General features: G+C 56.9%; 21 protein-coding genes. 10 read left to right on the forward strand and 11 right to left on the reverse strand.

Annotated features, from left to right (window positions below; all coding sequences use genetic code 11):
- Window positions 1–71 precede the first annotated feature (71 nt).
- The gene (locus ACFUOZ_RS06075) at window positions 72–1,271 is read right to left on the reverse strand and encodes a glycoside hydrolase family 26 protein (RefSeq protein WP_377545776.1); all 1,200 of its coding nucleotides are present in this window, start codon (window positions 1,269–1,271) and stop codon (window positions 72–74) included.
- A 72-nt stretch (window positions 1,272–1,343) separates the two neighbouring features.
- Here ACFUOZ_RS06075 and ACFUOZ_RS06080 point away from each other — a divergent pair, with 72 nt between their 5' ends.
- The 5 genes from ACFUOZ_RS06080 to ACFUOZ_RS06100 all read left to right on the forward strand — a co-directional run bounded on the left by ACFUOZ_RS06080 (window position 1,344) and on the right by ACFUOZ_RS06100 (window position 5,591).
- Window positions 1,344–1,796, forward strand: a complete 453-nt coding sequence (locus tag ACFUOZ_RS06080) for an SRPBCC domain-containing protein (protein WP_377545778.1) — start codon at window positions 1,344–1,346, stop codon at window positions 1,794–1,796.
- A gap of 69 nt (window positions 1,797–1,865) precedes the next feature.
- Complete coding sequence (locus ACFUOZ_RS06085) at window positions 1,866–2,840, forward strand: hypothetical protein (RefSeq protein WP_377545780.1); 975 nt, start codon at window positions 1,866–1,868, stop codon at window positions 2,838–2,840.
- A 209-nt stretch (window positions 2,841–3,049) separates the two neighbouring features.
- A complete protein-coding gene (locus tag ACFUOZ_RS06090) occupies window positions 3,050–3,958 on the forward strand; it encodes an alpha/beta fold hydrolase (RefSeq protein ID WP_377545782.1) in 909 nt (302 codons plus the stop codon).
- A 547-nt stretch (window positions 3,959–4,505) separates the two neighbouring features.
- Window positions 4,506–4,994 (forward strand): hypothetical protein, encoded by a 489-nt coding sequence (locus ACFUOZ_RS06095; protein WP_377545784.1) that lies wholly within the window; start codon window positions 4,506–4,508, stop codon window positions 4,992–4,994.
- Window positions 4,995–5,033: 39 nt separating this feature from the next.
- On the forward strand, window positions 5,034–5,591 hold the full coding sequence (locus ACFUOZ_RS06100; protein WP_377545786.1) for an SGNH/GDSL hydrolase family protein: 558 nt from the start codon (window positions 5,034–5,036) through the stop codon (window positions 5,589–5,591).
- Between the two features lie 26 nt (window positions 5,592–5,617).
- On the opposite strand, the gene ACFUOZ_RS06105 is transcribed toward ACFUOZ_RS06100, so the two are convergent.
- Window positions 5,618–6,349 carry an SGNH/GDSL hydrolase family protein gene (locus ACFUOZ_RS06105; protein ID WP_377545788.1) on the reverse strand — a complete coding sequence of 244 codons (732 nt, stop codon included), beginning with the start codon at window positions 6,347–6,349 and terminating at the stop codon, window positions 5,618–5,620.
- Between the two features lie 227 nt (window positions 6,350–6,576).
- Here ACFUOZ_RS06105 and ACFUOZ_RS06110 point away from each other — a divergent pair, with 227 nt between their 5' ends.
- Complete coding sequence (locus tag ACFUOZ_RS06110; RefSeq protein WP_377545790.1) at window positions 6,577–7,398, forward strand: alpha/beta fold hydrolase; 822 nt, start codon at window positions 6,577–6,579, stop codon at window positions 7,396–7,398.
- A gap of 233 nt (window positions 7,399–7,631) precedes the next feature.
- On the opposite strand, the gene ACFUOZ_RS06115 is transcribed toward ACFUOZ_RS06110, so the two are convergent.
- On the reverse strand, window positions 7,632–8,345 hold the full coding sequence (locus ACFUOZ_RS06115) for a hypothetical protein (protein WP_377545792.1): 714 nt from the start codon (window positions 8,343–8,345) through the stop codon (window positions 7,632–7,634).
- A gap of 249 nt (window positions 8,346–8,594) precedes the next feature.
- Here ACFUOZ_RS06115 and ACFUOZ_RS06120 point away from each other — a divergent pair, with 249 nt between their 5' ends.
- Window positions 8,595–8,747 carry a hypothetical protein gene (locus tag ACFUOZ_RS06120; RefSeq protein ID WP_377545794.1) on the forward strand — a complete coding sequence of 51 codons (153 nt, stop codon included), beginning with the start codon at window positions 8,595–8,597 and terminating at the stop codon, window positions 8,745–8,747.
- A 165-nt stretch (window positions 8,748–8,912) separates the two neighbouring features.
- On the opposite strand, the gene ACFUOZ_RS06125 is transcribed toward ACFUOZ_RS06120, so the two are convergent.
- The 8 genes from ACFUOZ_RS06125 to ACFUOZ_RS06160 form a co-directional block, all read right to left on the reverse strand.
- Window positions 8,913–9,602, reverse strand: coding sequence for a hypothetical protein (locus ACFUOZ_RS06125; RefSeq protein WP_377545796.1), 690 nt, complete (start codon window positions 9,600–9,602; stop codon window positions 8,913–8,915).
- A gap of 1,470 nt (window positions 9,603–11,072) precedes the next feature.
- The gene (locus ACFUOZ_RS06130; RefSeq protein WP_377545991.1) at window positions 11,073–11,690 is read right to left on the reverse strand and encodes a VanZ family protein; all 618 of its coding nucleotides are present in this window, start codon (window positions 11,688–11,690) and stop codon (window positions 11,073–11,075) included.
- A gap of 138 nt (window positions 11,691–11,828) precedes the next feature.
- Window positions 11,829–12,449, reverse strand: a complete 621-nt coding sequence (locus ACFUOZ_RS06135) for an LPXTG cell wall anchor domain-containing protein (protein ID WP_377545798.1) — start codon at window positions 12,447–12,449, stop codon at window positions 11,829–11,831.
- A 172-nt stretch (window positions 12,450–12,621) separates the two neighbouring features.
- A complete protein-coding gene (locus ACFUOZ_RS06140; protein ID WP_377545800.1) occupies window positions 12,622–14,289 on the reverse strand; it encodes a DUF4012 domain-containing protein in 1,668 nt (555 codons plus the stop codon).
- Window positions 14,290–14,706: 417 nt separating this feature from the next.
- Entirely contained in the window at window positions 14,707–16,194 is a 1,488-nt protein-coding gene (locus tag ACFUOZ_RS06145; protein WP_377545802.1) for a sugar transferase, read from the reverse strand.
- Window positions 16,195–16,208: 14 nt separating this feature from the next.
- Window positions 16,209–17,183, reverse strand: a complete 975-nt coding sequence (locus ACFUOZ_RS06150; protein WP_377545804.1) for a GDP-L-fucose synthase family protein — start codon at window positions 17,181–17,183, stop codon at window positions 16,209–16,211.
- Window positions 17,183–18,211 carry a GDP-mannose 4,6-dehydratase gene (gene gmd, locus ACFUOZ_RS06155; protein WP_377545806.1) on the reverse strand — a complete coding sequence of 343 codons (1,029 nt, stop codon included), beginning with the start codon at window positions 18,209–18,211 and terminating at the stop codon, window positions 17,183–17,185. The genes ACFUOZ_RS06150 and gmd overlap by 1 nt, the downstream gene beginning before the upstream one ends.
- Window positions 18,212–18,251: 40 nt before the next feature.
- The gene (locus ACFUOZ_RS06160) at window positions 18,252–19,496 is read right to left on the reverse strand and encodes a glycosyltransferase family 4 protein (protein ID WP_377545808.1); all 1,245 of its coding nucleotides are present in this window, start codon (window positions 19,494–19,496) and stop codon (window positions 18,252–18,254) included.
- Window positions 19,497–19,533: 37 nt separating this feature from the next.
- Between ACFUOZ_RS06160 and ACFUOZ_RS06165 the strand changes: the two genes are divergently transcribed.
- From ACFUOZ_RS06165 to ACFUOZ_RS06175, 3 genes are all read left to right on the forward strand, one after another.
- Window positions 19,534–20,625, forward strand: a complete 1,092-nt coding sequence (locus ACFUOZ_RS06165) for a polysaccharide pyruvyl transferase family protein (RefSeq protein WP_377545810.1) — start codon at window positions 19,534–19,536, stop codon at window positions 20,623–20,625.
- A gap of 1,965 nt (window positions 20,626–22,590) precedes the next feature.
- Complete coding sequence (locus ACFUOZ_RS06170) at window positions 22,591–23,757, forward strand: glycosyltransferase (RefSeq protein ID WP_377545812.1); 1,167 nt, start codon at window positions 22,591–22,593, stop codon at window positions 23,755–23,757.
- Entirely contained in the window at window positions 23,754–24,680 is a 927-nt protein-coding gene (locus tag ACFUOZ_RS06175) for a beta-1,6-N-acetylglucosaminyltransferase (RefSeq protein WP_377545814.1), read from the forward strand. The genes ACFUOZ_RS06170 and ACFUOZ_RS06175 overlap by 4 nt, the downstream gene beginning before the upstream one ends.
- The last annotated feature ends 199 nt before the right edge of the window (window positions 24,681–24,879 follow it).

Consider the following 24,879-nt stretch of genomic DNA (forward strand, 5'->3'; position numbering starts at 1 on the left):
GGGGCCAATGGTAGGCCTATCTTGGCGAGAGTGAACCGTGTTGCCCTGCTAGATTGACGGGTCCGTTGGGCTCAGGAGCCCGTGTCTTCCGCAGGTGCACAGGCCGCGGGTGCGGCTGCAAACTTGAACCAGTCAGGCAAGGCTGACGTGTAGGCGGCACGCACCTCGGGATCCTTTGTCGAGGTCCAGTCCACCACGCCCTTGACCTCTACCTCGTTCTTGTCCCACTCGAACCAGTTGATCATTTTCAGTTCGGGGTAGTCCCGTGGAATCGCGGGGTCGAAGAGCTGGCCCCACCACGCTTCCTTGATGGCCAAGGGGTTGGCCCCCACTCCGGAAGCCGTGGTGAGCGCCGCAGTTTCGGGGATGGCGACGGGCTTGTTCCGCTTGGCTCCGTACTCCGTGTAGAAGTCGGGGACGGCAAGGTCATTCCCGCCGGCGCCGTTGTAATTGCCGGTGAGCTGCTGGATGAACTTCCCCGGCTCGGGAATGACGTTGGCGCCCCAAGGGTAGGTGTTGCCCCAGTGATAGAGGGACATACCAACCCAGTCCACTGCTGCGTCGCCGGGGTAGTAGGGGGCGTACGGGTCATCAGAGCCGGTGACTTCGCCGTCTTGGTCCGTGTCCAGCAGCGCATAATCCGGCGTTCCGGCCACTGCTTCGTATTTACCGCCGCTGAAGGGGTACCCGCCCCCGTAGTTCGGCGCCCACATCATGGCACTGCCCGGAGCCTTCGCATGGATTGCGGTGGCCACGCGCTGATAAGCGGTTACGTAGGCGGTGGGTTGCTGGCCCCAGGCGTACCAGGAGCCGTTCATCTCATGTGCGAACCTGACGATCACGGGAACTCCGGCCTTGTTGAAGCGTGCCAGCATCGATGCAAGTTCTTCGGCGACATCGGGCGTGACAGTGGCCAGTCCCTGCTTGGGTTCAAGGGTGAGGAGCATTGTGCCGCCGTTGGCGCGGATTTGCTCGTATGCTGCGTCCACGTTCCGTTTGTCGGTGTCCGCCATGGGGAAGTCGGTAAAGGTCACGGTGACTGCCGGGCGCTCGCCGAGATTCTTGGCGTATTGCTCCAAGGTCTCGTGTTCCCAGTCGAGGTTCACGCCGGCCAGGATGCCGTCCGTGGGCGCCGACGGTTGGGTGGGCTGGCAGGTGGGCAGCGGGGGAGGGGTGGCACCCGGCTGCGACCCGACGCAAGCACTCAAGCAGCTTCCCAGCACAATGCCCACAGCAATGACGGCACCGATCTTTTGTGGACCCCAAGTCATGGGTTTCAATGTAGCAGTGCAGCTGTAGCATCATGACTATCACCGCATTCCCGCGTAGAGGAGCCGGAAGTCATGCCTGAAATATCCGATGGAATTGCCGCCACTACCAGCAAGACTTTCAGCCGGGAAACACGGGTCGCCACTACTATCGACGCATCTCCGTCCACGGTGTGGGGGTTGTTGACTGACGCCAGGAACTACCCGAACTGGAATTCGACAGTCGTCTCCATTGATGGTGAAATCGGCCCAGGTTCCAAGATCGCTTTGGGCTCCACTTTGGACTCAAGCCGCACGTTCAAACTGAAAGTCAAGGAATTCCAAGCGCCCACCAAGCTCGCGTGGGGCGACGCACTGGGAACCCGGACGTACACCATCACGGAAACCAACGATGGCCGGTCTCGGTTCGAAATGGTCGAGAAAATCGGTGGCCCGGTCTTTCCACTCTTTGCCAACAAGATCCCGTCTTTTGATGACAGTTTTACCCAGTTTGCTGCCGACCTGAAGGCCGCTGCCGAAAAAGCTTGAGTATCACGACGGCGGTGCTGCCGCCCCGATCTCGCCGACATCTGAGGCCCTGTGTGCTAACGATGGACCATGAGCGAATATTCAAAAGAAATAGAAGACACCTCGACTGCTCGGGGAGTCCACTATGTTTATGCCCTGGTCCGAACGCCTGGTGCCTTCCGCATGGAGGACATCTTCTACATCGGTAAGGGCAAGGGCCTTCGCAGCCGTGCCCACTTCAAGGAGGCGCAGGAGGCCTTCCGAGGAACTGCAAAGCAGGCGCTACTTCGCTCAATTCTGGAAATGGACGACAGCTTGGAGAACATCGAGCGTCATGCTTATGTCTTGGTGGGCGGCCTTTCAGAACAGGATGCCTTCAATGTTGAGAGTGCGCTTATCAAAATGCTGGGCGGCCCGATGGGTCCTCAGCTCTTCAACCTCCAGTCTGGCCACAGTGGACAAGATGTGCCCCAAGTTGTCCCTCTGAATGAGGCCCGGATCTATTTTGATGCGTTGCCGCAGGTGGTGGAGAAGCTACCCGTGGCTAGTCTCGCGGACTACGAACCGATGCGGGCAGGTCGAGCTGTTGTTGTAGTGAAGGGAACGCATCTTCCTATTGCTGAGCCCATGCAGGAGTCGACGGGCGAGCAGGGACCTGTGCCGCAGTCGGAGATTTTCAGAGAAACTGAGCAGCTCAGGAATCTGCGAGGTTGGGACCCGACGAATCCGTGGACGGATGCGGAGGCAAGGGAACGTGCTTCTGTGTGGTGGGCCATATCGGCTCAAAATGTTCTTGCTCTCCAGGCTCTTGCGGCGGATAAGCAGGTCTTGATTGCTCTGTTGGTTAGGGATCCGCGGAGTGGCAGTTCGGTAGTTCGGTATGTATGGGAAATCGACCCGGTAGGCACTTGGCAATTTGCCGGAACTCAGTGGGGCATACCCCTTGGGCGTGCGGTTGAAGAGCATCCATGGCGTGGAAGCAAGCTTTTGGCGCCCAACAACAGGCAGGTCTTACATGGGCATTCCACTGGAATTGGTTATGTCTCTGAGGGCTCAGCGCCCTAGCGGCCGTTGCCTTCCCCCATCGGAGAGGACGCAGATCGACTCGCCATCCCACTTCTCATCCTGAGGGCTGTCTCCACGTACCTCGAACGGCGTACCCAAGTCAGAACCCTGGGGTGACGCGCTGCCGGCCGGGAAACGCGAGGCTGGATACAGGGCGCACGGCGCGTGCTGGAAAGGGATGCTTGAGAAGGTCAGTAAAGAAGTTGCTCGTGGCAGCCGCCGTCGTCGTCGCGGTTCTGGCAGCGGGACTGGCCACAACCACGGTGGTCAATGTGGTGGCGAGCAACTCCGAGAACAGCAGGATCGAGTCGTACGGTCAGCGGGTGGACGTGGATGGCCGGAAGATCAACGTACTCGTGACCGGCAGCGGACTCAAAGACGTCGTCCTGCTGCCCGGGTTTGGAACGGCGTCGCCTGTTCTGGACTTCGCACCCTTGGTGAGGGATCTGTCGCAGGACCACCGGGTGATTGTGGTGGAACCGCTGGGGTATGGACTGAGCGACGGCACTGACCGCGAGCGGACCACCGAGAACATCGTCCAGGAAGTCCATGGCGCACTGCAGGCCCTGGGCGTCAAACGCTACATCCTGATGGGACACTCGATTGCCGGGCTTTACGGGATCGACTACGCCAACCGCTACCCGGAGGAAGTGAGCGCGTTCGTTGGCATCGACACTTCTGTACCCGGCCAACCCGGGATGGATACGGAGTTCCCTACGGGCCTGATGTCAGCGGCGAAGAACCTTGGCCTGCTCCGACTGCTCACGGCTTTGACCTCCGCGGACGACAACCCCGCCTACACCCCCTACGCCCGTGAACAGATGCAGCTGCTCAGCAACCGGAATTCCATGTCGCCCACGTACCTCAACGAGATGGCGCACATTCCCACGAACTTCCAGCGTGCCCTGGGAACCAGCTTCCCGAAGGATCTACCCCTGCTGCAGTTCGTTGTGGCGGAGAACAAGCAGAACCCTGAATGGCTCGAGCTGCACCGCCGCCAGGCCTCAAGCGTCGCCGACGGCACGGTGGTGCCTCTCGCCGGCGAGCACTACCTCCACCACACGCACGCGGGGGAGATCGCCGATGGGGTTAGGGCGTGGGAGGTCGGGCGAGTTTAGGTCCAGCAGTGGAGCTGTAAGGAAGCGTACACGACGGCGGTGCTGCCGCCGCCTCAGACGTTGGCGGATCGTGTTGGTTCAAGAAGACAGCACACCGATAGTTTGTATGGCGCAATCTAGCTCATTCGCAACTCATGGCGCATAATGCCACTTATGTCGGACTCACTCAGGCCGCCAAAAATCCTGATCTGCTGATCACTGGGGCAGTTGCATTGGACGGCTCGGATCAGGTAACAAGCGCCGCCGTGCTGTGGCCGGATGGAAAGCCGGGAACACTGACGATCACCGCCAGGCATTCCACTGGCGCGGTCAACGCCTACAACATCACATACGGCTCACCGGTTACCAAGACCTTCAGGCAGCCGGCCATCACGCGGAACGCCAACGGCGCCGCCACCAACGTCCCCCAGATTGTGGGTGAGCTAACTATGGGCATCCTTGATGTACCCGCAACTTCACGCGCCGAGCTGAAAGCAACCTTCGCCCCGCGTGCCGGCCTCCCGGATCCTGCTGGCAAAGTAATCGGGATGCGCATGCTGGACCGTTGGTGTCAGACGCTTTCGCCCCACCGCCGACGGCTGACATACCGACCATCACTTTTGATGCCACTGGGTATGGCACTCTCGTTGCACCTAAACGCGTGGGCAATGTCTCGACGGGCGACCTGGACATGGACGGCGACACCCACTTCCGGTACTTCGGTTTTCCCAATGCCATCGCAACACCAGCGGCCCCTACCCAGTTCGTGCAGACAGAACTCAAGCCGGGTGGCGCCTCGCAGGCGGCCTCATGGCCGTTCTCCGTCGAATTCGAAACCACATCCGATGTGATCCAATTGAAGTCCCGCACAGGTTTCGCCAATCCCGATCAGGGAATCATCCTCGTCAACGGGCGCTGGGTGGCGGAAACCCGCACGCCGTCAACGACCGCCTCCGGTTCGTGGACACGGATGCGGCTGACGTTTCCCTCCACAGGGTTCCGGCGCATCCAGTTCATCGCATTAAACCCACCGAACGGCACTTTCGGCGGCGTGTAAGTAACCACCGGGCACAGCGTCATCCGACCAGCGAACGCCGTGAAGCGGCGCATCGCGATCATTGGGGACTCCTTCACCAACGGGTCAGGATTTTCGCCAGACGGCGCCACATACTCCGAGACGTACGCGCTGCGACTGGCCTACCTGATGGGCGCCGATCAGGTGATCCTTGCAGGCATCGGAGGCACCGGATGGGTGGCTCAGGCGGCAGGCGAAACCACTTCACACTTCGGCGCCCGCGTCCCAGCGGTCATGGCAATGAACCCTGACATAATCATCTTCATGGGCTCCCGGAATGACCCGACCGCCACCGGCGTTCAAGCGGCTGTGGAGTCCGCATTGGATGCCTGCGCGACTGTGCCGGAGGTTTATGTCACTGGGACCATGACAAAGACTGGGTTCACTGCACAGAACGCAGCCGTCAAAGCGGGCACAGAAGCCAAGGGACGTAAGTTCGTGGACCTTGCCGGGATTATCTACGGCAGTGGAAAGGCTGGCGCCCTCACGAACGATGGGAACGCTGACTTCGTCATCGGAACGGACGGCATCCACCCAACCCACGAGGGGCACAAGTACATCGCCCGGCGATTGTTCTAAGCCATCGCGGGCGCTTACGGGTTGTCCTAGACGGCGGAGACGCCTAGCTCTTTCAGGCGGGCCGTAAACTTCTCAGCCAAGAGTTTATGGCCCGCCTCGTTCGGGTGGATTTTGTCTGTGTAGATCAAGGGGGCTGTGTTCATGCCGTTGAACCATCCTTCGGCCATGGGATCAATGACCAGCGCTCCGATGCGCTTGGCTTCCTCAGCGTAGAAGTTCGTGAACGCGCGGAATACGCCCTTGCCTTCGATGTAGTAGGGGACGATGAGGACGATGGTGGCGTCCGGCCACTTTGCCTTCACGGCATCAAGGTAGGACGTGACAGCGGGCTTCACGACGGTGTTGAAATCAGCGACGCCATCATTGCGTCCGCCGTCGATCACGACGAGCTTGGGCGTTGCGCTGGTCTTCTGCAAGCGGTCGGCCATCGGAACGTTGGTGGCGACATTCTTCTTGCCGTCATTGACGAATCCAGTACCGCCCTGCGCGTCGATGATCGGCATGTAGCCGAGGCTCCTGGAAGTCACCGAGGGGTATGCCTGGCCAGCTTCGCGCACGCCAGTACCTTCTGTGTAGCTGTCACCCACCCAGAGAGCCATGGGAATGGGCGGGATCTCAGTGTTTGGCGGTGGGGTGAATACCGCTGTGGACTTAGCCGATTCCGTCTTAGCAACAGCCAGCCCGACCATCCCAACGGACGCCAAAGCAAGGATAGCTACCAGGATGATGGCGAGAGTCTGCTTCTTCTTCCGAGCCACGGCGTGGTTCCCCCAAATTCGTGATACGAGTCAGCTAATAATACTGGCTCCACCACACTCAAACGCATCCAGCAAGTCACAGAAGCGCACCCCTCGCGTTAGGGCAACATAAGACCGGTTTTGTTCCATCTCTAGAAAGTACTTCAACCTCAACGAGACAGGATTTCCAGAAGCCAGTCGCAAGAGATATCTGTGCTGGAACGGCCGGGCGAGCGTACGCTGAGGCCATGGAGTCCGAAGTCAGGACCGTGTCTCTAGATACCGGGATCAGCGTGCCTTGTTTTGTGCAAGGGAACCTGGAACCAACAGCCGACGACGGCGGCGCCCCACTGCTGCTCCTGCACGCCTGGGGCGAATCCTGGCGGAGTTTCGATCGCCTCATTGCGGCAGTCCCGGATTTTGTGATTGTGGCTCCTGATTTGCGAGGTCATGGTGCGGCCGATAAGCCGGGAGACGGCTACTCGCTTTTGGAAGTTGCTGAGGACGTCGCGGGCGTGCTGTCTTCACTCGGCGTGAAGCAGGCACACGTCCTGGGTTCCTCCAGCGGTGGTTACGTTGCCCAGCAACTCGCTGTCTCGCATCCGGACCTTGTTGCATCCTTGACGTTGGTAGGCGCACCCCTGACGCTCCACGGAAGGCCACCATTTGCGGCCGAGGTCGAGCACCTCACCGAACCGATCTCAGAGAACTGGGTTCGCGAATCATTGGCCTGGTACAGAATGCTGCACGCAGTGCCAACCTCATACATTGAAGATCGGGTACAGGACGGTCTCGCTATGCCAGCCTCGATTTGGAAGGCTTCACTGCGGGGATTCTACGAGGCCGCCCCTCCAACGGAGACCGGCGAAATATCGGTCCCTACTCTCATGCTTTGGGGCGCCCACGATCACCTTGTGCCGCGAATGCATCAGGAAACCCTGGTGGACCGTATTCAGGGCGCACGACTGCAGATCTACGAGGGGACCGGCCATCTGGTGCTATGGGAGTGCCCAGAGAGCGTCGCCGAGGATTTGACGCATTTCCTCAGAGGGCTGTTCAAACGCGCGTAACTTCGCCGATCGTCTCGACGCAGCACTCGGTTGCTTCCCCGCACTATCTCCACCACACGCACGCCGGGGGGATCGCCGACGGAGTGCCGGCGTGGGAGGCTGGCCGGGACAAGGTTCGTGCGCAGAAACGAACGGAACCGCACGACGGCGGTGCTGCCGCAAGTCTGCTTTGAAATCCTCAGGCCAAGGCGATCCTTACACGACACGAGGGCAGCGGCGCCCAAGACGCTGTCTTACGCGTGAATTCCAGCCGCAGCCTTGGCCGCGACCTGTATGCTCTGCCATCCCCGTCTGGCAGCCGCCATGGTGGTGCCCTGGACAAAGATGCCCTTGTTGAGCAGGATGGCCACAAGTGTCGCATTGACTATGTCTTCGCGAATCTCGGTCAGCCAAGGGCCACGGATAGTCGGCATTACTGGCACTCGTGCCATCACGGTGAGGTAATGGCCCCCGACGAAAGCAGCGATCAAACAGACGGCACCCGTGACTACAAGTTTGACGAGGTCGTTTTGGTTCGTGCACACGATGTATGCCGGCGGAGCGATCAAGGCAATGATGAGTCCAACACGCAACAGAAGGATCTTGCGTGCACGTCCTGAAGCACGTCTCCGACCCGTCGTAGCTGCCAAGCGCTTATCGCGAATGCCTTCCGCTTTCAGCCGCCACTGACGTTGAGTCCCCAGATGCACGTTCACGAGGGCACGCGCGGCAGCCAGCTCCTCTGGATAATCATTCCTGAGTGCCGTTACTGAAGGATCTGGGACCTCTGCCCAGGCGCTCTCCAATCGGCGGTCGATTGCAGCAGCCATATCATCCAGACTCAAGCGCGCTGCGCCCTCGGCGGCTTCTTCGACTCGGGCTGCCGCACCTGATGGGCCCTCTCCAGGAGTAAACGCACGATCCCCATAGCGCGGTGGTCCATCGGGTAAATGGTAATCGTTGCTCATAGATGTCCTTGCCTCGATCGCCAGGATCCGAAGAGACGAGAGGTGACCATGGCGCGCGGCACCCTGCCGGCCATATACATTGTGAGCTACACGGCCAGCTGTAGCGGGAATCGACGAAGTCGTTACGGCCGCCCCGGAGTGTGCCCTACGCCCGTGCCGCCAACCGCGACTTCCGGCCCTCCATCGCATTGTTCAGTTTGGGCCCGCTATGCCGACAGCCTTGTGCTCTAAAGGAGCTACCCGGCGGAGGTGAGTGCATTTGTGGGCATCGCCACCTCCATTCCCGGGCAATCGGGCACCGATACGCAGTTCCCCACGGGCGTGATATCAGCGGCGAAAAACCTCGACCGGCTCCGGGTGCTGGCCACTATCGCATTCGCGGACGGTAACAAGCCCGCTTAGTCGGACCATGCAAGTGATCAAATGCAGATGCTCACCGACCGGAACTCGACGTCGCCCACGTACCTCAACGAGATGGAGCACATAGGCACCAACTTCTAGGGCGCCCTGAGAACCTGCTTCCCGAAGGAACCGCCGTTGCTGCTGTTCGCGGTGGGGGCAACCGACCTATCTGGTTGAATACACCAAGCCGCGTAGACGGCGCGTGTACGTTCTCAATGTTCGGGCGGCGTCCCACAAAGGGGCCGTCCTAACGGTCCACTTTAGGGCCTTAATTAGTTCCTTGTCGTTGATGCCGCTTGCTTTCATTGCTTCAAGGTTTTGCTTTGCGAAAACGGCCGAGCCGTGTTCAGCTCGAAATGATCGGAGGCGCTGAACGTCAATTTCGTCGGGAAGTGTACGGCACCTTCCCAGGGCATCCACAACGCGGAGGTTCACCATCGTGCGGATGCACTTCTCGCACGTTCCACAATTGAAAGCACCACCCGGGTTCTTCCAACAGATCCGCAGATGGTCCATGGCTGCATCGTTGCCAGCTATTCTCGCGACCTTTTCCGGGCGCGTGGCGAACTCCCCATGATGCTCGAAAGTAACCACTGATGAACTCCAAAGCGCATCAAGATCCGGGTGTGAGCCCCAAGGGAAAAGGTCGTCGACGTGGTAACTAGCCGGGACAATCACCCGCTCAAGCACATCGCCCAGCAGGAGTCCCACGGTAGCCATTGCTGCGCCGTGGTAGTGGGTGCCCCAGTCGAGAATACCTTCCGACATTTGGCGGATGTTAGTCCGCACTTCAATGAGTTCCTTGCCGAGCGATGCGGCCGCGGCTCGCGCTCCAGCCACTGCCTGCGACGCCAAAGCTTCATCCTCAACGTCAATATCAAAACCAGTTACGAAAATGAGGTGTGTTATGTCGTCAGACTTCTCAATAGCAGAAAAAAGGAGTCGGCCCCGCCGCTAAAGAAGCTTCCCACCCCCCTAGACCGTGTGCGGGTCGGCGAAGAAGCATGACCGCCGGCGTCGACGTTCACAACAGACAGATCGTCGTACCATGAAGCAAGAATCTGCTGGACTCCCACCGCGTTAGCAAGGGCAATAGAGTCGTGGCATCCGTCAAGCCGGAGACCAGCACCGTGTTTCATCGCCATTGGGAGAGCGGCAGGAAGCCACGCTCCGCCACTCACTTTGAGGGGAACGTTCGCCGAAACGTCGATTCGCACGGAGTTGTCGCCTAACCCGTGAATTAGGGCCGACGCGGACAACTCGTCGGTAGGCGACAGCGGCTCGACAGTGAGCGCGCGGATAGTACTAACAGTCACAATTTCCCCAAGGATCAGATTGGCATTTCCTTTGCAAGTATAGGAGAAAGTATGCCGGGTATGGTCTCCGCAAAGATGGAGTCCGAGAAGCCGACGGGAAGACTCCGGCCTTCACCCGAAAGGACAGGCGACAGTGAATGTCCTCGTTCGGAATGCCTAGCAGCGTTTGGTGGCGGCTTTTGATCTCCCACCCAACCATATCTTCTGTGCGCCAGCGGACCACAAGGCTCTGAAGTTCGAGGCCGTCGCTGACAGCATTGGGTGCCCTACGCGCAAACGCGCGCACAGGATATCCGCAAAATACGGACATCCTGTGCGTCTGTCTCAGACTCTTTGAGATTCGCCGCCGGGCCGCAGGTGCACAGCAGGGAGCTGCCCACATCACGTTTGGGCAGGAACGTGACGCGGACAGCCTGCGTCTTATACTAAGGCAACTTACAAAGACCCAAGTAATGGTCTGGATATAACCACCAATTATCTGCGAATTCTTTTGCTTTGTTCATGGCTAGGAGCAAAGCGGGCTTTCCGACGGCCGGGCTGGAGGCGTGTTTGTGCTCCCCGGCCGCTAGAGCATTCTGCGAAATGATACCGCTGAGTACGGTGCCCGGCAGTTCAGTCCAGGGAGCAAGAGGCGTTCAATCACCGGCGCCCAGATACTTGTAGACCGAAGCGAGAATGCCGTTGGAAGACCACTTCGATACAGCGCCCGATCTGGAGTAGACACTTAGAAGTGGGTGGTAGGGATAACCATTGCCGAGGAGCCAGCATCTAAATTGGTCTTCACCGAACGCTACGTCCTCAATCCGGCTGTTTACACGTCCTGGAAAAGTGCCCAATCCGGACGCGCTGGGTAATCGCAGGTGACCAAAGTGCTGCGGACGTACGCAATCTCTGAGGGTGGGGGCCTTGGCACCTACGGAGTAGATGGCAAGGCAGGAGCTAATAAAACCGCTGACGTGTCAGCTGCCTGACTCGCTATGACTCGCGCGTATCCGCTAGAAGAGTTGCTTCATTGTTGGCTGGACCCACCGTCTCCCTTGGTTGAACCTAGACACATCCACCGCGGATGTTCAGTTGAATATGGTGCGGTTAGCAGGCGCACAATAGAGCTTCCGATGACAGTTCCTAGCGTATTTGTGACAACGTCCATGAGGCTAGCAAAACGGGCAGCTAGAAACAGAAGCTGTCCCAGTTCCATGCAAGTAGAGGTCATCAAGCCTAAGCTAGCCAGCTGCCACCATGCTTTGGCGGGCAGCGCCATGGCAATCAGAATTCCAAATGGAATGAACATTGCGACATTTGCGGAAGTCTCGATGAGGTGGTAGTTGAACCAGCCGGGCGCGCCATGAGTATGGAGGTACTTGAGCACCGCCTCCAAAATGCCATGAAGGGATTTGTCTACAGGAGTTGGCCAAAAGCCAACTAATGCCAGGACTCCGACGTAGACCGTGAGGACTCGTCGCCAAGGTAGAGGGTTCTTCAAGCACGCCTTCACTAGGTTCGAATCAAGGCCCAAGCGCTGACGCCTATCGATGCCGCCGCAAGAAGCCCTAGAAGGACATACTTCGGGAATCCTTGAGGTACTGAAGCAGATCCCGGGATAGGGAGGCGCAGCTCGGTGAGCCACCTGCGTCTTCTCCAATGTCGCCCCATAGTCCCTATGGATACCACAGCGAACCTGTTAGAGGAAACGAAGCCGAAAAAGAAGGGTGGTTTGCCAACAAGAAAATCTTGCCGACAAACCACCCTCGGTGGTTCAAACCTATCAGGCAGAAACCTCGGTGCTCTTCGCACGGCGGCGAGCTACCACGACGGATGCCGTGCCGGCTGCCAGTGCACCTGCGCCCACCAGGGACCACAGGATGAGGCTAGAGTCAGCGCCGGTGTTGGCCAGAGGCACTCCCCCTGTGTTAGCCAGGCCCGTTCCAGTACCGGTTGTGCCGCCCGTGTTAGAAAGAGCGGCGCCTCCGACAACCACTGTGACAGGGCCGACAGTGACGCCGGAGGTGTTCCCGGTGGCGGTGATGGCATAGGCGCCGGGCTCGTTAATTACGATGGAGATCGAGAATGCGCCGTTTCCATCGGCGACCGCAGACAATGTAGACGGTGCCAGTGGAATGCGTGCTGCCACCGAAAGGCTTCCAGCGGAAACACTACCGCCACTGGCGGCCGGCGTCCCCGTGGGTGTAACCGTGATGGTGATACCTTCGCCCGGTGTAAAGCCCGTACCGCTGAAGACAAAAGCTTCACCCGGCGCCACGGAGGCGTCGGAGACGGCAACGCTGGTGTTCGGCGCTGGGTAGTTGGCGTTGCCTGCTACAGCCGGTACTGCGCCGAGAAGTGCAATAGAACCTGCGAGCGTGAGTGCTGCAAGAGATTTCCTCATGTGTGTCCCCCCTGAGACCTTTTGGTACGACGTGGTGTTTGGAGATTTCCGAGACCCTACGAGACCGTAAGTGAAATCCCATGTGCTGCCCACATAGAACTTACCATTCAATACCTGCAAGCAGCAAAGAAAATCCAAACCCGTTACAAAGGATTAACGTCGGCGCCTCATCTTATTCACAGGGGGAGGAGCTTGAGGCTTGCAGTAGCACATCCTTGACAGCCTGGGTTGTTGGTGTGACAACCAGCATCGGGTCTGCATGTTGAACGATATGTCCGAAGTTGAAGTCCAATACAGTACTCTCGCCTGGGGCGAGCTGGATGGTGGATGTGCCTACCGCGCGTTGGCTGTGTCGCTGCGCTGCGAACGGTATTTTCCCCCCATCCTTGACAACTGTGTCAATATTCGACTGAACGGGGCCATACGCAACGATGTTTGTCTGAACAGAGCCGGGAGGTATTCCGAACTCGCCGTCACCCGTCACGTATCGAGGCAGACTTACGGCCGCGTCCGAGGGAGCTGTGTTTGTGCTGGTGACCCGGACACTGACTTCACGGTAGCCATCTCGTGTGCAATCCTTCACGATTTGTACGCTGCGTTTGATCCAGTAATCCATCTTGGCGCCCGTGCCATCATTGAAGTACACGCCGAACTGGGCAGGTGATACAGCAGTGCCTGAGATCATTCCGCCGATGGGGTAAGTGCCAATGACTGACTGCTCGGCAGAAGAACCGGACCACAAGAGGATGCGCCTCTCCTCGACGCCCCTGGAGAGTGCTGCTATGAGTTTTTTGGAATCTGTATTTCCTGAGGCCACTGCGCCAAATATTTCCTTCGCAGCCCCGGCGAAGTAAATATCCTGAAGTTGAGGTTCGGTGATTCTTGCGTATGTATTAGACAGCAGAGTCTGGACGACGTTTTTTTCCGTTAACTGGGCGGGCAATGCGCTGCCGATCTGCTGCATCGCGGGGTCTTTGATCTCTACAGGGCCAGTTGCTTCCAGTATGAAGCTCAGTGCGACTGCATCAACCGAGATGACGCCGTCGAGCCTTTCACCCTTGGATTTCTCCCACATTGCATTGGCCGTTTTGGCTGTCGTTGCGAAATCTGGAGTCAGGTTGACGTCTTGCATGAACTTGCCCACGCGTGCCGTGTAGATCGACTTTTGCTCAGCATCCACTGGCATAGGGGGCACGAACGCCCCGAGAGAAGTTGCGCTCGTCTGCGACTCGAGTGTGAGATTACCCTTGTTCACGCTAAGAACGGCCAAGGCGCCGGGGATGCCGCCAGTGGCCCGCGACTCTGCATTGTTTTGCATCAGCAGCAAATAACGTCGCGGGGTATCCGCGCCCAACATTGACGGAGCAAGAGTGGCTGCATCGGCGGCAGTCTCAAGATCACCGTTTAGATCCGACAGTTTGCCGATGGCTTCTCTCAAGGGACCCGATACCTGCGGCAGTAACTGCTCGGAATCAATTGCTTGTAGACGCCGAGACGATTCGGTAACGGCGTGGGATGCGGATTTGACGCTAGGTGCTGCGGCTTGAATGGACGCCAGATTCATGGTGCCCGGGCCAGGAGACAGCGTCTCCCAGTTTAGGGATTGGAAAGCATTAACTAGAGGAGTTGCTCCGAGTCGAGCAACGTCGTCCGCAGATGTTGCCATCTCGGTGCCGGCCTGCAGATTAGGACCCATCCAAGGAACTAGGGACGCTGCCTTCCACAGTGGGTCATTCACGGCGTCTCGTGCAAGGCCAGTATGTTGGGTGAGTCTACCCACGGTGTCTGCTGCACCGTTGGCATCATTGGCAGCAATCTGATGTTTGAGGTCGGGCAGCAAGGATATGGCGGACTGTAGCTCCGTCTTGACTGTCGCAGCTTTGAATGCGACCCAGGTGACCGCGCCTATCAGGATTGCAGCTAGCCCAGCTGTACAGAGTAGCCAAGCAACTAGCCGGCGACGGCGGGGACCGCGGGATCTGCTGGGACGGTCAGGTCGCCGGCTTTGTGTCACGGACGAGTTCGAGATTTTCTTGACCATTTGGTGTTGCCGTCCTAGTCCCTCTTTGCAGCCGGTAGTTTGCGGCGCTCAATTCGTTCATGACTAACCTTGCTGCTGGTCCCGTTGAAAGTACTCTACTTGAACCGTGTACGTGAACCATTGAAAAGCATGGCACGGGGCCAATGTTTGACTGCTGAATACACAGAGGCTTCCACATGCGGGTTCGAAATCTGAGGCTTGCCCGTCACGCACTCTCTAAACTGCTCCGCTGCTTGTAAACACAGCCTTGAAGGTTTTGAAGAGAATTATGACGTCACCCATCAACGACCAGTTTTCAACGTAATAAAGGTCAAGCCGGATGCTTTCTTCCCAAGTCAAATTTGAGCGTCCACTTACTTGCCAGAGCCCGCTCATGCCTGGGCTTACGTACAAGCGTCTGTGCGCCGCGTCGTCATACAGGGCGACTTCTCCATGCCGCTGGGGGCGTGGGCCGACCAAGCTCATGCTTCCGCCGAGAACGTTAAACAGTTGTGGCAACTCGTCGAGAGAGTACTTACGCAAGCTTCGGCCAATGCTGGTGATACGTGGATCATTCTCCACCTTGAAAAGGGGCTTGCCCGCGGTGCCCTGGGCCTCCAAGAGAGCATGCAGCTCCGCATCAGCATTAACCTTCATCGAGCGGAACTTGTACATATCAAATGTAGTTCCCCGAAGACCGATGCGTTCCTGCCGGTAGAGGATAGGTCCCGGGCCGCTGAGTCGAACCAACAGGGCAATAACCACGAGCAGGGGAGAGAGCGCCAGAATGAGAAGTCCCGCAATCGTGATGTCGAAAGATCGCTTTGCTACTCGCTTTCCCCCTGTGAGTTTGGGGGTTGAAACATGTATGAGGGGGAGCCCGGCGACGGGCTGAGTGTGAATACGCGGGCCAGCGACATCGGTTAGCGCTGGTGCCAAAATCATTCCAATGTCCCGAGCAGAGAGTTCCCACCCCAAGCGGCGTAGGTCCTGGGGGTGAATGTTAACTCCGGCTGAGATCGCCACGGCATCGACTTCGGTGTCAAGAATGGAGGTCAAGATGGAGTCGAAGTCACTGCCGACACCAGCCAGAGGAACTCTAAAACGGCCCGAGTTTGCCCTATCATGAGGCGCCCCTGGAACATGTGCCGCGACCGGCAGATAACCGGCTTGGGGGGCGCGAAACAGGGACTGAACCAGATGCTGGGCAGACGAAGGCCCCCCAATTATTAGCACGCGAGACATGCTCTGTCCGCGTTGCCTGTCTAGGCTAAGGTGTTGCCGAACTAGCCATCTTGCGGCCAAGAGAATCAATGCCCCTGCTGGGAACGCCAAACCAACATATCCTCGAGCAGTATCGATCTTGAGTGCATAGGAGAAGACTGCAACGAATCCGAACAGCCAAGCCGAAGCCGCAATTACACGTTTGTACTCCTCGCTGCCCGAGCCAAGAATTTTCGCCTCTCGGCTTCCCCAGATCTCCAGCATTAGCCACCAGGCCACGGCGAGGACTGCGGAGAGAACTATGTAGTCTGCGTCACGGACATCTTGGGTGCTGATGTCGCTGAAACCGAAGCGAACGCCAAAGGCTCCAATGACGGCCCATGCGATCACCGCTGCGTCCACAAACCTGAGGCGCCTCGCGTATTTTCCACGCCACTGCGGCAGTCGCACCGCCGTATGTTCGACTGACGAAGTTCCAGATCTGGACACGCTTCCCCCCATTCAGTTGCAGATCTCTAGTTTCGGATCTGTCCGACGTTTTTCCTGTACCAAGCCACGGTCGAGCGTATCCCTGAACGTAGATCAATGGACGCATTCCAACCCGACCCTGAGAGTTTAGAAACATCCAACAGCTTTCTAGGTGTGCCGTCAGGCTTCGAAGTATCCCACTGGATGTCCCCTCGGTAACCCACAGCATCAGCCACTATCTGGGCGAGTTCCTGAATCGTGACGTCTTCGCCAGTACCGACGTTCACCTGCTCAGGGCCATCGTAATTCTCTAAGAGGTGCAAACAAGCTGCCGCCATGTCATCGACATGAAGGAATTCCCGACGCGGGGTCCCGGACCCCCAGTTAGTTACCGTGGCCGCACCCGAGATCGCTGCCTCATCGTAGCGGCGTATCAGGGCCGGGAGTACGTGTGAGCCTGAAGGCGAGAAGTTGTCACCTGGCCCGTAAAGATTTGTCGGCATGGCTGAAATCCAGGACAAGCCATATTGGCGTCTTATAGACTGAACGTGCATTATTCCGGCAATCTTGGCTATTGCATATGCATCGTTTGTTGGTTCGAGGTGACCTGTAAGCAAGGAGTCTTCGCGAATGGGCTGGTCTGCAAACTTTGGATAAATGCAGGAGGAACCGAGGAATAGCAAACGCTCTGTCCCATACTCGAGCGCGGCATCCAAGACATTGACCTGAATCCGCAGATTATCACTTAAGAAGTCTACGGGGTACGAATTGTTCGCCAAGATTCCACCCACTTTTGCCGCTGCAAGAACCACATAACGTGGTCTTGCCTTGGCAAAAAAAGCGAATACGTCTTCCCGGTTCTTGAGATCCAGCTCAGACGATGTTTGACCAACCAAACGGCTGAAGCCCTCGGACTGAAGTTTGCGCCAGATTGCGGACCCCACGAGACCTTTATGCCCAGCTACGTAGAACTGCGCGTCGCGATCTAGCGGTCGTGGTTGGAAGCCAGTGGAAGTCGTCACTAGTTTTTCCAGCTTTCTAAGTCAACGGCATCGATCCAGTGGTTGCCAGCGTGCTTCAGCGCTTCAATGTCGGCATCGACCATTATGCGAGCGAGCTCGGGCGTAGCGACGGTGGCCTTCCAACCCAACTTCTCCTGGGCCTTAGAAGCATCCCCGACGAGGGCGTCTACCTCCGTTGGACGAAGGTAGCGCTCATCGAATCGAACGTGTTGTTCCCAGTCGAGGCCAGCGTGATCGAAAGCAATCTGAAGAAAGTCGCGGACTGTGTAATCACCGCCAGTGGCAAGGACAAAGTCGTCAGGTTCGTCCACCTGAAGCATCCGCCACATACCCTCTACGTATTCCGCTGCGTAGCCCCAGTCTCGAACTGCGTCGAGATTGCCCATGTAGAGGAGGTCCTGTTTTCCTGCCTTTATCGCCGCCACCGCTCTGGTGATCTTGCGTGTGACGAATGTTTCACCACGACGCGGTGACTCGTGGTTGAAGAGAATGCCGTTGACCGCAAACATGCCGTATGCCTCGCGGTAGTTTTTGGTCACCCAGTAGCTGTATACCTTTGCTGCGCCATACGGCGATCGCGGGTAGAAGGGTGTTTCCTCGTTCTGCGGGGGAGGGGTGGCGCCGAACATCTCCGAGGACGAGGCTTGATAGAACTTCGTGTCAATTCCAGACATTCGAACTGCTTCGAGAAGGCGGATGGAACCAACACCAGTCGTGTTTCCTGTGTGTTCTGGCTCGTCGAAGGACACCCGAACGTGTGACTGAGCGGCCAAGTTATAGACTTCGTCGGGCTTGATCTCGGCGAGCAGGGTGACCAGTCGTGCGCCATCGCTCAAGTCGCCGTAGTGTAGAAAGAGCTTGGCGCCAGCGTCATGAGGATCGACATAGAGGTGATCGATTCGAGCGGTATTGAACGTTGAGGCCCGGCGAATAAGCCCGTGGACCTCATAGCCCTTCTTTAGCAGAAGTTCTGCCAAGTAGGAACCATCTTGTCCCGTAATACCTGTAATTAGCGCGCGCTTAACCATGCATGCCCCCGTTTTAAGATTTTAGTGATGTGTGGCAGACCTATTGGCTTCGAGCCGAGACGATGGTCGACAGGAACTCATCATAGTGGGCAATCGCTGTGTCTTCAGACAATGTGACACTTCTGAACCTCAGGCCGTTAGCAGCTAGACGGCGGGTCAGGTCAGGATCCCGGCTCAGGTTCTCAATTGTCTCCACCAGGAGAGCAGGATTAGCTGCGTCAACGCGAACGCCGCCGCCGGACGCGGAAATCTCAGCTGCGGTTACGCTCTCGCGATCGGTAGCTGCCACGACAGGGACCCCGGCATTAAAGTAGGATGTCAGTTTACTTGGGACGGCCATATCCTTGACATCCGGAAGTTCGTTGACGAGCAGAAATTCTGCCGCTGAGAGTGCGATCTGGAAGTCTTCGTCCGGGAGCGGATCAACAAAATCTATCTTGGTCAGCCCGGCAGCCAATTCTTCAAGCTTCCGTCTCTGGTTTCCGTCACCCATCAATACGAAGCGAAGTGGGCTACTTCGCTCTTCCGCGATACGAGCAGCATTTACGACGTTTTCAAGGCCCTGTTTCATGCCCATGTTTCCGGCGTGAAGGACCACGACCTCGTTTGGCTGCCACTGAAATCTGTCCCGCATCTCCCTTTGCCCACCCGTCGGCGCGGCGGGCAGGTGCGTCCAATTGCGGATGACTTGGACACGATCGGGTGCAACCGACAATGAGTCCACCATGAACCGCCGGAATCGATCATGGATCGCTGCAACACCATCTGCAGCCCTTAGAACTTCCGACTCGACGCGCCTCATGCTGGCGCCCATGAGACTTCCGCCGGACTTCGTTTCCACGATGCCCTGGCTGTAGATGTCCTGAACCCAAAGAGCGACCGCTGGTCGACGGCGACTGAGCTTGGCCCGCGCAATAGCCATGCCACTTGAAAACAGAGCAGGACTTACCGCAAGCACTACGTCAGGCCTCCCCCATCGTGAAAACAGAAGCCTAAGCCCGAAGCTCAATTCCATATGAACCCGGTGAAGAAGTGAGGGCTTCCGAGGGATGTAATGACGGAGTCGCTTTACAACTACACCATTCACTACGGAAGTTGATTTCCAGCCTGTAAATTCTGGGTTTCGCTTCCATTCCGGGTAGTGCGGGTAGCCGGTGAGGACCGTAACCTGGTGTCCTGCGGAGGCGAGTCCCTCTGCCAAGCTTGTAGTGTAGGGTGCGTTGCCCGTTGGCTCCGGGGCGTAGTGGAGACCAAGTATCGTGATGCGAAGTGATGAGTGATTCACAGGGCCAATGCTAGCGTGCGAAACGAGGGGGATCTGAATGGGCTTCAACAAACCAGTCAAGGTGATAGACGATTCAGGTCACCAGCCGCCGCCTACTAAAATGTCTACAATGAACCCACTGAACTGCCTGCAGGACGAAGCTCGCGGCGTACTAACATCCATATTGCCCGCGGGCACTCGCGTCGCTCTCTTGGATTTTCCAAGGCACCAGAACGCGGGTGATTCGTTCATTTGGCTTGGTGCGTTGGCCTACTTTAAACAACTTGGTGTGAGAGTTGACTATGTGGCGGATATCTTCTGCTTTGATCCCTCCGACCTAAGAAAGCGGCTCCCAAAAGGGCCGATTCTGATAACTGGGGGTGGAAACTTTGGAGATCGTTGGATGGAGCACCAAGCCTTTCGAGAGCGTATCGTCAGTGAGTTTCCTGACCGCCAGATTATTCAGCTACCGCAAAGTCTTGACTTCGAGTCAAAACGAGGGCTTGAACGCGCCCAAAGAGTTCTAAATGCTCACGAAAACCTGACGCTGATGTTTCGTCAGACTGCTGACATGGAGCGCGCAGCCAAATGGTTTCCCACTTCGCGTCACGTATATTGCCCAGACCTTGCACTCGGACTTGGTCAAATTGATCGCCCACGACAAGCGAGCTGCGACGTATTGTTATTGTTGCGAAATGACTCGGAGTCGATAACTCGACACAACCTTGATTCTTTTGCCCAGCTTGCGCATGAAGTAACCGACTGGAGATTGAGTGGAATCAGCCAACTCCTGTGGTTAGCCTACCGGCTCCCGGAGAATGTTGCGAGAGTCTTGAGTCCGTTCCGTTACACCTTGCAGAGCGTTATCGCCTGGACATATCTGCGGGCAGCGAGGCTGAATCTTGAGGCTAGCGCAAAGACGCTTTCTCGGGGTCGTGTAGTAGTTACCGACCGACTCCATGGTATGTTCCTCGGCGCCCTTCTGGGTATTCCTACCATTGCCATGGACAATGCTAACGGTAAAGTCGCTGCAATATTTAGTGACTATATGAGTAACTTCGACAACATTCATATGGTTGATTCGTTGGATGAAGCTGCCGAGAAGGCGACAGAGATACTAGTCTCCGAACAGCGATATTTGCTTCCGTGATCGGAGGGCCCGTGGCTGAAGAAGCTTTACTTACGACACCGCAGCTACGACCGAGACGACGCCGCCGGCGCATGCGGCGTGGGCCGTTGGTCGTCCTGGGTTATGGCCTAAATGTTGCAGCGACGGGCATAAGCACTATCATTGCGATTCCGCTGATGGTCTCGATTGGAGGTGTTTCTTCTTGGGGCGCGGCGGCCGTGGGCCAGTCGATTGGCATTATCGTGACAATTGTTGTTGGCTACGGCTGGGCCCTTTCGGGACCTGCGATAGTAGCGAGAGCCTTTCCCGGCGATTATTCTACTCTGCTGACTGAGTCTAGAAGAACAAGACTCTTTCTCCTATTACCTACTCTCGCCTTGGCGGGATTGTTTTGTTACTTCCTAGTCCCTAATGGTGCTAATATATATGCTCTTTTGGGAATCGTCTCAACTGGGCTACTGGGCCTCAGGTTGAATTGGTTCTTGATTGGCAAGAGCAGGCCTTTTATTATGCTCATTGCCGAGGCGACACCCCGTTTGCTGGGAATAGCTCTCGGTCTCTATCTAATGTTCGTTTTCCGAGACATGTCTTTTGCTCTCCTCGGACAGATTGCGGGGGTTCTAGCGGGTGTCCTCGTGTGTTCGCTATGGATCCGCCGCTTTATTCGCCCCTACTCTGACCTCCCGCATCGACCTGTAAACAGACTTCGGGAAAACCTACTCGAGCATCGGTTCGGCATGGCCGCGGCCATTGTTTCAGCAATATACAGTAGTGGTCCGCTTCTGATGTTGGGTTACACCTCGCCTTCATCGGTCGGCCCCTATGCCGTGATGGATCGACTTTCTAAGCAGATGTTCACCGCAGCTTCCCCCCTTGTAGATGCCCTACGGGGTTGGGTGCCGCACCGTGACGGCGTCGTCAGGCGCAGTCGAGCTCGTGCCACTTTGCTTGGCTCACTGATTGCTTCCGCCGCAGCTGCGGGGGTCCTTGCTCTGTGGGGTTCGACGTTCGTGAACATCCTTAGTGCAGGACAGGTACATCCAGATGGGTGGGCCGCCCTTCTGTTCGGACTAACGTTCGCCTTGTCGATATTTTCCATGGTCTTAGGACAAGTCGTCCTGGTCTCACTGGACATGACAAGACAGCTTTTTCACAACGGACTCATTGGTTCTGTAATTGGATTGCTACTTGTTGTACCCATGAGTCTCATTCTCGGGATGCACGGTGTGTTCGCTGCCCTCTGCTGCGGCCACATAGTCGTAATTTCTTGCAATACGATCGCCTTCAAGAGATCTTTACGGGAGTCAATAAGATGAAAATAGGACGAAGCAGGCCGCGGACGGTGTCTAATTCCATAGCCTCGGCGGGAAAGTGGGCCAGCAACGATGTTGACAGGCCTGCGCCTACTACGCCTGCTACGAGGGTAATTCCTCTTTCCGAGGCTCCAGGGGAGCGGGAGGCATGGAACAGGTCTTCTTCGGTAATGTACCTGTGGGCGGTGGCGGAGCGCCTATTCGTCACAAATTCGTGGCAGCCTAGTTCAAAGCTGCGGACCGCAATCCTTCGTCTTTTTGGTGCTGATATTGGGGCGGGGGTTATCTTTCGACCTCGCACCAGAGTTGCGTTTCCATGGAAGCTGGTCATTGGAGCGAACTCGTGGATAGGCGAAGGTGTGTGGATCCATAACCAGAATCACCTGACTATTGGAGCAAATGCAGTTATTTCTCAGGACACATTCCTTACAACTGGAAGTCATGCGCTTAGGAGGGATATGGCACTCATAACCAGTCCTATTGTCATCGAAGATGGGGTATGGGTGACTTCGCGTTGTGTTGTGCTCGGTGGATCTCGCATCGGTACTTCGGCCGTAATAGGTCCAAATTCAGTGGTGAAAGGTGAAATCCCGCCCAACACAATTTGGTCCGGGAATCCACTAGCAGAGCAAGGGGTCCGATTTCCTGCCGCCTTGAAGGAAAAGGGACTGTCTTGAGAATTCTTCAAGTAGTAACGTTACTGACACCTGACAACGCCTACGGTGGCCCTCTCAGAGTAGCTGTAAATCAGGTCCGTGAGCTGCGAGCTCAGGGTCACGAAGTTGACCTAGTAGCCGGCGTGTCTGGATTCCCCCGAACACCGGAGACGGTCGATGGGGTGGAGATTCGCCTCTTTCCGGTCGCAAATTTGGTGCCAGGCACGGGTTTCGCCGGACTCTTTTCTTGGAGGATGCTTTGCCACCTGATCGTCAACATGGGGACCTATGATGTCGTTCACGTTCATCTGGCGCGTGACCTTGTTACTCTCCCAGCCGCTGCCCTAGCTTTACTGTGGCGTAGAGCCTACGTTTTGCAGACTCACGGAATGATAGATGCTTCAGATCGTCGGTTGGCGAAGGTTCTGGACTTTTTCATCACCAGAGCCGTTGTGGGTCGAGCAAAGGCGGTCCTGTATCTTACCGAGTTAGAAAAGGACTCGTTAGCATCGCTATTCGCTTTGTCTTCGACTACCTTAGTTCCACTTCCAAACGGCGTCCCTCTGCCTCAGTGTCGCGGAACAAAGTCTGGGGTCCTAGATGTCTTGTATCTAGCGCGGCTTCAAGCGCGCAAGCGGCCCATGGAGTTTCTCAGAGCAGCAAAAGAGATTGGGCCGGGAATGTCCGAAACTACCACGCGGTTCTCATTGGTAGGGCCAGATGAAGGCGAAGGCAATAGCGTCAAAGCTTTCATCGCAGCCTTGCCGAAGTCGCCGCCAGTGGTACTTGAAGGGCCTCTAGGTCCTGACGAGACGCTAACTCGCATGGAATCGGCTGCTATATACGTACTTCCGTCAGTGGACGAGCCGTTTCCAATGTCAGTCCTCGAAGCAATGTCGGTTGGCCTTCCTGTGGTCATCACTAAATCGAACGGACTGGCGCCGTTTGTTGAACGTCATGCGGCCGGGATCGTCATTGATGTAAACGAGGGTGCGCTTGCGGCACCGCTTAAGATGCTGATGCAAGACGCTGAATTGCGAGAGCGTATGGGAGAGAATGCCCGTCGCGCAGCGTCTGAACACTTCTCAATTGCAGCTGTTACCAAGCGACTTTATTCTACTTATATGGATGTCGGTGAATCTACTAGAGGAATTCGTCGTTCTAGGATTGGTACCGACTCATGACTGTTCGCTTTGCGGTTCTGGCACACGATGATGCTGAAATGCTACGGTTACTATGCCTGAAACTTCAGCCATTTTCTGTTTGGGTTCATTTGGACAAGTCGGTCCCCATGGGTCGATATATTGCTTCCGCCAACGGGCCGATGCCAAGTAACGTGGTGTTCGTTTCGCGGCGGTACAGTGTCAATTGGGGCGGATTCTCGGTCGTGCGGGCGATGAACTCGTGTGCCAGTGCCGCCATTCAGCATGCAGAGCCTGATGATTACGTTGTGTTTCTTAGCGGCCGCTGTTATCCGATACGACCAGTTACGGAATTGGCGGAGCTCCTGTCCAAGAGCGCTGGGCAGCAGTTCGTACGGGCGTACAGGCTCGATTGGCAAACCTCGTCATGGCACGTGGATCGCTACGCTCGTAGGCATTGGTTTGACCTGCCCTTCCCACGAGGGACGCGAAAGATCGTGAAGCGCCTCACGCGGTATACGGTGAAAAAATTCACTACCTGGCCGCCGCCGCGGCCGACGAGCTTGAAAGTGGTTGCTGGCTCTCAGTGGATGGCGTTGACCGCTGAATGTGCGCGCGACGCCTTATCGGCCCTTGAGACGACGGAGTATGCGGTATTTCGCAATGCATTCGCTCCGGATGAAATGGCAATTCAGACATTTGTTTACAACTCGAAGTGGGCATCTTGTGTTAGTTCAGGTGGACCTGAAGCTCTTCCTGGCGAGGACATATCTAGCCTTCCGAACTTCCACTACCTGAGACCCGCTCTGGAAGGCCTAGCCACGGAAGGCGATTTCTACGCTGCCAAGTTGAGCGGTGCTTTTTTCCTACGAAAACTTGATTCAAGTTCCCCTGTACTAGAAATTATTGATGCCTCTTTGAAGTCGTCCACAGCCGACGAAAAAGGCGGTTCTTCCTCAATGTAACCCTATGTGTAGCTGGGTTCCGACATGCGTAAAGGCTTGGGGAGCAGGGCTCGAACATTCCGCTCTTTGAGCGCATCTTCGGCTAGCCTCTGTTGCTCGTTGACTGATCCGGCGGTTTCCACGACGGATGCAGGCCTGCTGTGAACACTTATGCCGCTGTAGGATGACGTCCGAGTCCACACTCCGTCTCCTCAACTGA

The organism is Paenarthrobacter sp. NPDC057355 (assembly GCF_042667405.1).
Classification (GTDB): domain Bacteria; phylum Actinomycetota; class Actinomycetes; order Actinomycetales; family Micrococcaceae; genus Arthrobacter.